The organism is Archangium sp., assembly GCF_036277355.1.
In the GTDB taxonomy this organism is placed as follows: Bacteria; Myxococcota; Myxococcia; order Myxococcales; family Myxococcaceae; genus Archangium.
Window position 1 is genome coordinate 1 of the sequence record NZ_DASUNC010000052.1, and the last position, 9,631, is coordinate 9,631.

Below are 9,631 nucleotides of genomic sequence, written 5' to 3' on the forward strand. Positions count from 1 at the left end.
CCCATGCCACCCACAAGGGCCGAGGCCCCGCCGTGCGCGACGAGCACTCATGGCCTGGACGAGTGGACATGGCACACATCCAACCAAGGCATGGCTCCTGAAAACCAGGGCCCGGCCCCCCGGAAGAACATGTCTGGGCACCACCCGACAGGAGCGCGGCGCGGGGAGGGGATGTGCCGGCAAGCCATCTCCTACGAACCAGTTTCGGTAGGAGCCGAGGCCAACAACAGGCGAAGCTGCGTGCGGGCGACCCAGAGCGGAGCGGAGCGTAAACAGGTACTGGGCGCGGACCAGGACAGCCCGAGCAGCAAGCAGGGGCAGATGAGTCCATGAGCCCGCGGCTGTTCGCGGACTGCTCCTGACCGAGTGCACAGACTGCTCGCTCATCACGCCCGGCCTACGAGGGCAACAGGTTGTGGAACTGCGCCCGCCTTCCCCTCACCACCATGCTGCGGCCGAAACCGCCTCTGAGCGGAGCACTCCCTCGGGCCACTCGGGCTCAAGGGGATTTTTGAAAGGAACTCTTGGTTGAAGCCGCAGGGCGCGGGCGCCGGCTCCTGCCGCTGGCTCCCGGTGCTGTGAAGGGCGCACAGGGCTCAGGGCGTGTACACCTCCGCCGTCGCGAGGGTGTCATGGCCTGGTCCGCCCGAGGCGAGCACCTGGCCGTTGGGCAGCAGCGTCGCCGTGTGGAGGTGGCGACGCGAGGTCATGGAGTTGGTAACGCTCCAAATGCCCGTGGCCGGGTCGTATACCTCCGCCGTTGTAAGGAAGCCTCTAGTGGAGTGTCTTACAAGTGATTCGACATAGTCGTGGGGGGGGGGCCGCTGGGCTCTGCCCGGGCGAAGAACTCGGGCCGCTGCGAATCGGCCTCGGCCCCTCTATGTTGGAAAACTTGTAAGACAGTCCACTAGCCGCCTCTCCGAGAAACAGGGCCCTCCTTCTCCCTCCGGCGACTTCACCTCCGTGCGCCACGTGAGGGTGAAGTCCGCCAACAGGCCCTGGCCGAGAAAGGGGGGCCCAGGCGCCCCGGGCCTTGTCACCCCCGCGGGAGGAATGGCTCATCCTCTGACAGTCGCAGCGGGGTGGGGAGATAGGGCTCGAGCTCACCCGGCTCGAAACGGCACAGGTCCACGGCGTGCCAGAAGGCGCCTCCGAGGTCGCCCCCGCACCGGTAGTGGCCGTCGGGCCGGAAGGCGACCCATCCCTCGGGCAGATGGAGGAGCGTGGCGAGGCTGGCACCCGTCGCGGCATCCCAGAGCCGCACGGCCCCGTCATCGGCGACCGAGGCGACGGTCCTCCCATCCGGGCTGAAGGCCACGCCGAGAGCGAAGGCGCCGTGCTGCGCACGGACGCGCGGGACGCCTCCCATCACCAGATCCCACAAGCAGAGCGTGCCATCGGTCGCGACCGACGCGAGCGTCTTCCCATCCGGACTGAAGGCGAGGCTCCGGACATTCTCCTCATGTGCACCCTTGAGGGTGCGCAGGCGTTTTCCAGCGAAGACACTCCACAGGTAGATGGAGCCTTTCTCCGCGGCGGAGGCGAGGAGGACCCCGTCGGGGCTGAAGGCAACACATCCAGCGCAACTGCCCACCCAACTCTCGAGCTCCCGCAAGCACTGCCCATCGGCGATGCGCCACAGACGGACGATCCCATCGTCCGAGGACGAGGCCAGGGTCGCGTTGTCCGGGCTGAAGGCGACGCTCCCCACGGCGCCCCGATGCCCCAGCAGCACCCGCTCGGAATCACCCGAGGCACTCCAGAGGCGCACCGTCCTGTCCCTGGAGCCCGATGCGATCAGCGAGCCATGCGGGCTGAACGCCACGCTGGAGACACGCTCCGAGTGACCCCTCAACAGGAGGGCGCGCGCGTCGGCAAGGCGCCACAAGGACACGGCCTCCTCCGAAGCCGAGACGAGGAGCCGCTGGTCCGGACTGAAGGCAACGCTCTGGACGGGTCCAAGATGATCATCCAGGCGGAACACCAGCTTCCCTGCCTCGAAGTCCCACAGACACACCGTCGCGTCGGACGACGCCGAGGCGAGAAAGCCACCCATGAGGCTGAATGCAATCCCCTGGGCCACACCTGAATGGCCCCGGAGGGTGCGCACGAGCTGCCCCTCGGCGGTACTCCACACGCGCAGGGTCCCATCCTCCGAGCCCGAGATGAAGCTCCCCCCCTCCGGACTGAAGGCGAGGTCCCGGACGATCTCCGAGTGGCCGCGAAGGGTGTGCGGGGCGTTGCTCTCGGAGCCGTCCCACACCTGGATGCTGCCATCGGTGCAGGCCAGCGCGAGCATCGCGCCGTCCGGGCTGAAAGAGACCCTCGTCACGAGGCCTGGCTGTCGAGCCGACCGCCGGGAGGTTCCATCGCCGAGGGCTCTCAGCGTCACGGTATTGCTGGACGCGATGGCCAGGGTCGAGCCGTCCGGATGGAAGGCCAGGTCGAGAAGAGGAGGCGGTGCCTCGACCTTGAAGGAGTCCACGAACTGCCCATCCACGACGTCGTACAGGTACACCAGGCCCCCGACCGACGCCGTGGCGAGCCGTCCCCCATCCGGGCCGAAGGCGAGGCTCTCCAGTTGCGGCAGGCCCGTGTCCAAGGTGCGCAGGGGGCGCCCTCCAGAAGCGACGCTCCACAGGCAGAGCTTCCCGTCATTGCCGACCGCGGCGAGGAGCGCCCCATCCGGGCTGAAGGCGATCCTCCGCACGAGGGACGACGGGTTCCCCTCGAGGACTCGCAGGACGCGCCCCGAGGCCACGCTCCACAGCCGCACCACCCCCTGCGCCGAGGACGAGGCCAGCAGCTCCCCATCTGGACTGAAGGCGATGTCGAGGATGAGGTCCGCACCCGGCGGGAGTGGGGACTGTGCCTGGGGCGGTGGGGCCTCCACGAGGACTCGCAGCCCCTTGCCGGTCAGCGCATCCCACAGGCGGAGGTCCCCTCCCAGGTGACTCGAGGCGATGAGCCCGTCCCGGGGGCTGAACGCCACGGAGAGGCACGCGGCGTCCGCCATCACGGTCGGGAGGATGGCGGCGGGACCCGGCAGGGCCGCGCCGGACAGGTCCGCCCCCTCGAGCGAGTCCACCTTCGCCCCGATGAGCTTCGCCGCGCGAAGCCGGGCCCCCCTCAGGTTCGCGCCCCGCAGGTCCGCCCCCATCAGACTCGCCCCCGCCAGGTTGGCCCCCGCCAGGTTGGCCCCCCGCAACTTCGCCTGTCCGAGCTCGGCACGGGCCAGCTGGGCCTCCCGCAGATCCGCTTCGGAGAGGTCCGCTCCCACGAGCGTCATGCCCGAGAGGTTCGCTCTCGAGAGATCGGCCCCGCGCAGCTCGGCACCGGAGAGATCCTGCCCGCGCAGGTCACTCCCCGACAGCTGGGTGGACCCCCTGCTCTCGAGGACCGGCACCGCTGGCGTCACGCCCTCCTTGCGCATCCTGCCCAGGATGCGCAGGGCGTTGCGCAGCGCGACACCGCTCTCCGTCGAGAACGTCTTGCCCTGGGCCCAATCCCGCGCCTGCTGGGGACCCGCGAGGGCAATGAAGAAGTCCGCCATCAAATCGCTCATCTCGCGCTGGCTCAGCGCGAAGGCCTCTCCCTTCTCGCGCAGCTCCCGCATGGCGTGCTCGGCGACGAGCCACTCCAGCACGGACTGATGGACGAAGGAGAACCGTCCCTCCTCGTCCCGCACGAGCAGCGAGCCGGAGCCGAGTTGGTGCCGGATGACCTCCGCGTCGAGCGCATGCTCGCCTTGCGCGTTCACGGCCGCGAGCAGCTCCTCGGGCAGCTCGCTCATGCTCACCGTCCGCTCCGTGCGTCCCCAGAGCAACAGGGCAAGGTCCGTCACCGCGCTCCGCAACTGCCCCCAGCTCAGCCCCTTGGGCGCTCCGGCCGGATTGACCCGCCGGTACTCGCCCGTAATCCACTGGGAGAGGAGGAGCGCGTAGAGCTCCGCCGAGGAGATCTCCCCGGAGCGCGCCCGGGCGGCCCGGAGCTTCTCGGTGCCGAGGTCCGCGATGAAGCTCAGCATCCGCGGGTTCTCCGACAGGCCGAGCAGATCCTTCACATCCCGCAGCAGGCCCATGTACTCGCCCGCCATGGACTCGCCGCCCAGCCGCTTCAGGAGGAAGTGCTGGATCTGCTCCTCGCTGAAGCGCTCCAGCTTGATGAGCCGGTAGCCGCGCAGCACCTCCGCCCGGCGCGCCAGCTCCTGCTTGACGTCCTGGTCCGTCAGGAAGTGCTGCGTCCGGCTGGTGATGACGACCTTGGCGTCACCCCCGGCGGCCTCGATGAGCGTCTCGAAGTGTTCCAGGACCCGGTCGTAGGTGATGCGCAGCGCCAGCTCGTCGAAGCCGTCGAAGAGCAGGACGATGCGTCCCTCGCGCAGCATGTAGAGGAACTTGTCCACCTCCATGCGCCCCATGTCGGCGGCGGCGAAGTGCTGCGCGACGAGCTCGCGCAGGGTGCGCTGCTTCTGGAGCGAGCGCATTTCGATCAGCACGGGGACGAGCGCCGAGTCCTCGCTCGCCAGGCGCCGAGCCAGCTCGTGGAGCAGGAAGGTCTTCCCGGTACCGAAGTCCCCGAGGACGAGCGCGAAGCGGGGACCGGGTGACTCCAACAGCCCGCGGAGCGCGGTGAGGATGTCCTCCTGCGGCGTGGGCCCCTGCCCACCGATGCTCACCTGGGCCCGTTGGGGCACGTAGAGCGCGGGGGGGTAGATGGGATCTGCCTCCAGCCTCGCCGTCTGGCGGCGGAGGTAGGCGGAGAAGTCGATGAGCCCCTGGTACTCCGCGAAGCTCATCAGGTGGACCTGCTTGCCGTAGGCCCGGCGGGCCAGCTCCTCCGGCGCGGCATGCCCCACGTGCACGAGCGTCGAGATGACCGAGGGATTCTCCCGGTGGTAGCGGGCATGGATGCCCCGGAGGAAGGCCTCGAGCGCATCCTGCGTGGGAGGCGCATCCAGCACGGCGACCGGGAACACGCGCTGGAAGCGGTGCTGCCCCTCGAACACCGAGACCTCGAGGAAGGGGCCGAAGGGGGCGGGACCCTGGCGGCGGATGATCTCCGTGCCCTCGGGGGCGCGCAGGACACAGGCCCGCTCCACCCGGGCCAGGAAATCATCGCGGAGCTTCTCCTGGGGCTTGAGGAGTTTGTCCTCCAGGGAGCGCCCGAGGGGCCCGCGCACGGAGCCGGAGTCCGGCTCCTGGGGGCGCAGATGCTTGCGAAGGAAGGCCACCAGGAACGCCGCCGAGCCCCTGCAGGCGAAACGCCGGTAGGCATCGTCCTTGTCCTGGTCCGCGTAGTCGGAGACAGCCTTCACGATGAGCGAGCGCCGGCCGCGCCGCTCGGCCACGAAGCCGATGGCCGCGGCCTCCATCTCGACGCCCAGCACCTTGCGCACCGAGCGCGAAAGCCGGGCGAACAGCTCGGGGTCCTCCTTGACGGCCCTGCCCGTGGCCAGCGGCCCCACGTGGACACGGAAGCTGGGATCCCGGGCCTGCCCATCGGGGTCCCGCAGTTGCTCCTCCTCGACATGCGCGAGCCCGTTCTCGGTGAGCTGGAGCCTGCCGAGCGCCTTGTCGAGCAAGCCGGCCTCGCGCAGTTCCTGGATGCGATCGGCCCAACCCGGGCAGTGCGTCCTGCGCTCCGGGTGCTCCTTGGGGGAAGGCCCCTCGCCGTACTGGTGGGCCCGGAGTGTGTGGAGCAGCCATCTCCCCTGCGAGGCCTTCGACGGGGGACGCGCGTGCCGCTCCTCCCAGTCGCGCTGGAACTCCTCGGCGAAGAAAGAGGCCTTCATGCTCCAGGTGGCCTCGAGATTGTAGGTCTCAATGTCGTGGAGGAAGTCCTCCTCGTGCCCCGGGCCCCTGGAGCGCTGCTTGCCCCGGTCGTAGCTGAAGACACGGCTGGCGACGATGACGTCCCCGAGGAACACCTCGCCCCGCCGGCCCGCGCAGATGCCACACATCGCGAGGCAGGCCGGGTCGAGCTCATCGATCAACGCGCCAGCCCGCTCGGTGGCGGCGCTCTCTCCCATCTCTCCCGACCAGGCCGCGGCCAGATGGAGCAGCTCTCCGTGCTCGTTGGAGAGCTCACGCACGTGGAACGGGAAGTCGTGCCGATCCTTCGTCTCCGTCCAGGCGCTCCGTCCCGCCCCATCGACCTCGATGTCCAGCAGCGCATCGAGCTCATCCTTCAGCGCCGTCACGATCAGCACATCGATAAGGGCTTCCACCATGCGCCCCTCCTCCGCCCTACCCTAGCGCGCCCAGACGCGGCCCCGCGAGGCCGCGCCGGGCATCGTGCACGTTCCGCAGGGTCCCGAAGGGGCCGTAGGTCTTGCCGCTCGCGGTATGGAAGGTGATCTGCGAGACCTGCGCCATGCCGAAGTACGTGCCCGTGAATCCGGTGAGCGACACGATCGAATCCCCGGTGAGGTCGATCGTGGTGGGGTTTCCACCCGGGCCCCCCTCGAAGGGCGCGGTATTGGAGCCATAGCCGGGTTGAATGGCGTCGATGATGTCGCCGGAGCGCACCAGGAGGCTGGTCATGGGCCCCCAGCCACTGACCGTGGGCATGTTGTCCCAGGGCGTTCCCGGCCCCCCACCGGCCCGACGGGTCCGTAGGGCATGCCCGCGTTGAACCAGTCCAGGATGAGCTTGCACCGGATGGCCGACAGGTCACGGCTCACCGGCATGTGCAGCGGCTGGCTCATGTCCATGCCGAGGACACGCTGGAGCTTCACGCGGTTCTCCACCTTGGGAGCCTGGTTGTAGTCCGACACCGCGGGGCTGAAGGTGTAGGTGGCGAAGTAGACCTGCCCGTCGATGTAGCCTCGGGGATTGCCGGGACCCTGGCCGGTGATGGTGAGGGAGGCCTTGCCTCCGGTGACCGGCACGAGGCTCGAGGAGAGCTGCAGCTTCCCGGTAGGCGTCGAACCCGTGCGCCCCCACCAGCCCCTCCCCAGCCACACCTCGCCAGGGCAAACGTTACCGTCAGGCTCCCACGAGATCCCGCCAGGCCCGCTCTGGGAGTACCAGGTGGCGGGTTCGATTCCCGCCGCCTACATCCCCGCCTCAAGAGCCGACCCTGGCCAGGAACTGGTGGAACGGAGAGCAAATCCCATGTGCCCCCAGTGGGACCCTCCAGCGGGCGTGAGAACGGGACGAGACGGGACGGAGCGGGGAACGATTCGGTGTGAGAGCAAGGCGTTAGAACGTGTTTCGATAGGCGCCAAGCTTGACAGGCCGCTCCTCGGGCCGGGGAACTTCTGGCCTCCTACCGAAACACGCTCTACGGGAACGAGAGCACCGTGAGGTACGCGTCCGTGGCCCGGACACGGCACAGAACCTGGATGGCGATGGCGCGTGCGTTCATCCTTCCCTCCCCGTACCACACTTCCCCTGCCCCGCGCGCCCTACCTGCCCATCAACCGCTCCAGCCCGGACAAGGCCATGCGCTCCATTGTCATTCCAGCGCCTCCCGAGCTCGTCACAGGGAGTCATCTCCCGGTCAACCTGGCGATCCAGCGACGTGTCGCGTCGCTTTCTTGCATGTTCTTCATCAACGGCTCGAAGCGCCCTGCTCGAATCAACTCCACCAGTCGCTCATCCCGTGCGAGAACTTCGGCCATATCCCAGGGGAACGTCAGCTCCCTCTCCCCCGACTTCTGATAGCGCGGATGTGCGACCAGCGCTTCCAGATAGTGTGAGTAACTGTCGAAGAAGCGGTCCACGTTCGATGCCACGGGCAGGACGTGAGCATCAGGCTCATAGGTATCCACCTCTATCACGGGCTGTCTTCCTGATGCATCCGCGAGGCTCGGCACGGTGGCATAGGTATAGATATCACCGCCGAAAACAATCACGGGCTCCCCCAGCTCTTCCCACCAGTTTTCCCGCCACCACCTGTTGTTCTCCTCGAGTTTGTGTACCTGGTCATCCGACCGGTCGAGGGTCCACCCTACTCCTATCAATTCCGTGGCGAAGGCCGCGTAACCCAGGCGCGCATAGACATCTGCCAGAACCGGGTCGAAGGGGAGCCCCTCCAAGGAGCATCCAGCACGCAGCGGTTCGCGGGCAGGCGGCAAGGTCTCCACGCGCAGGTTCAATCGCAGGCAGGTATCAAACAGCCGCTCCAATCCAGGCAGGGACATGAGCGTCTCCATCGTTCTCTCCTGTCTATTCGAGGCCAGGGAATCGGCTCCGCAACTCGCGCAACGCGGCCTCCCTCGCATCGTCCACGGTCTTCACCACTCCAGGAGGCTCATCGGCGCGGTGGTACCAGGGCTCGAAATGCCTATCAATGATTTCAGCTGCTCGCCTGGCTTCATCCGTTGTCGGGTTGGGGCGAGCGGTTCGGAACCTCCCCCATAGAGAGTTGACTCTTTTATGGACGTGCTCTTTCAACATCACGAGGTTCTCCCCTGCATTGACGTTCTCATCCGGGAAGAGGTGCGCGTATTGAAGTGGCCGCCGATGGTGGATGGGAAGCTCCTTGCTCTGCTCCTCCAGGATTTTGGCGAACTGCGGGTACAGCCTGGCGTAATATGCACGAGCATCCTTTCGAAGCTCCTTCTTCAGATCGACATCCAGCGGCTCCTGGATGACTTTTTCGAGACGAACGAAGAGGCCCCGCAGCGTCTTGCGCTCGCTGCGACTCAGGGCCTGCTCGCCCTCCAGCAGCACCTTCGACCAGAGTTGCTCGAAGGCTGTCTTCTCTTCCGGCGTCAGCCGTCTGAGCGCGGTGCGCAGCCATCCGGCCACCACCTCGGGCTCGCGCCCCAGCGCCTTCGTCACCCACTCCAGTCCCTCCGTCGCGAAGAAGCCCAGGCCCTTGGCGATGATTCCCAACGCGAACCACAGCGCCAGCTCCTCCACGCCCCGCTGCGCCAGCCAGGCCGAGCCCTCCACCACCCCCTCCCGCCAGCGCAGCAGGGTGGCCTCGTGCATGGACAGGTACCAGCTCTGCCCAGGCTGAGGCGGCGGGCGCTCCACCTTCGCGGACTCCACCCGGCCTCGTGCCCGCGTCTCTCCCAGCCGGTGCTCGGCCCACAGCACCACGCGCACCGTGCGCGGGCCCAGCCCCTCGGTGAAGGGCAGCAGCACCTGGACGAGGTGCCCCGCGACCTCGGGTGACAGCGCAACGGGGCTCCCTCCTGGCCCCTCGCGCGTGCGCCGCACCTCCCGCAGCTCCCCACCGGCGAGCCGGCCGTCCTCCAGCCGCACCTCGAGCACCACCCGCGCCGCGCCACCCACTGGTACCTGCACGGCACGAATCCACTTGCCGGCCAGCTCGTGGAAGGTGAGGAAGTTTGCGGCCGGAGTACCCGGCATGCGCACCGGCAGTCTCCTGGCCTCAGAAGGCCGGGCGTCCGTGCGTGAGGCGTCGTAGTCCACCGCCCAACGCGCCTCCTCACGCCTCAGCCGCAACACCACCTCCCCCGTTCGCCCTCCCGCGTACTGGGTGAGGACGAGGCGCAGCACCCGCTCCAGCTCCTCCACTGGACGCCCCACCCCCTCGCCGCCACGCCCCTCCTCGTAGCCCACCAGCGTCAGCGCGCCCCCCTCCACCCAGAAGGTGAAGGCCAGCACCGCCCCCACCTCCTCCACCCCGCTGCACAGGCCCACCACTCGCT

At 68.1% G+C, this 9,631-nt stretch carries 5 protein-coding genes; all 5 read right to left on the minus strand.

Going from position 1 to position 9,631, the window contains the following annotated elements:
• Positions 1-1,036: 1,036 nt before the first annotated feature.
• Positions 1,037-6,232, minus strand: coding sequence for a pentapeptide repeat-containing protein (locus tag VFZ09_RS13955; protein ID WP_329728050.1), 5,196 nt, complete (start codon positions 6,230-6,232; stop codon positions 1,037-1,039).
• Positions 6,233-6,248: 16 nt separating this feature from the next.
• Entirely contained in the window at positions 6,249-6,545 is a 297-nt protein-coding gene (locus tag VFZ09_RS13960; RefSeq protein ID WP_329728051.1) for a hypothetical protein, read from the minus strand.
• Positions 6,542-6,892 (minus strand): hypothetical protein, encoded by a 351-nt coding sequence (locus VFZ09_RS13965; protein WP_329728052.1) that lies wholly within the window; start codon positions 6,890-6,892, stop codon positions 6,542-6,544. The genes VFZ09_RS13960 and VFZ09_RS13965 overlap by 4 nt, the downstream gene beginning before the upstream one ends.
• 603 nt (positions 6,893-7,495) lie before the next feature.
• On the minus strand, positions 7,496-8,161 hold the full coding sequence (locus VFZ09_RS13970; protein WP_329728053.1) for a hypothetical protein: 666 nt from the start codon (positions 8,159-8,161) through the stop codon (positions 7,496-7,498).
• A gap of 13 nt (positions 8,162-8,174) precedes the next feature.
• Positions 8,175-9,631 (minus strand): hypothetical protein (locus VFZ09_RS13975; protein ID WP_329728054.1); only part of this gene is annotated, 1,457 nt, incomplete at its 5' end.

Bases quoted from the DNA above. Each gene is read 5' to 3' on its own strand.
- VFZ09_RS13955 (WP_329728050.1), bottom strand. From the start codon at position 6,232: ATGGTGGAAGCCCTTATCGATGTGCTGATCGTGACGGCGCTGAAGGAT.
- VFZ09_RS13960 (WP_329728051.1), bottom strand. From the start codon at position 6,545: ATGACCAGCCTCCTGGTGCGCTCCGGCGACATCATCGACGCCATTCAA.
- VFZ09_RS13970 (WP_329728053.1), bottom strand. From the start codon at position 8,161: ATGGAGACGCTCATGTCCCTGCCTGGATTGGAGCGGCTGTTTGATACC.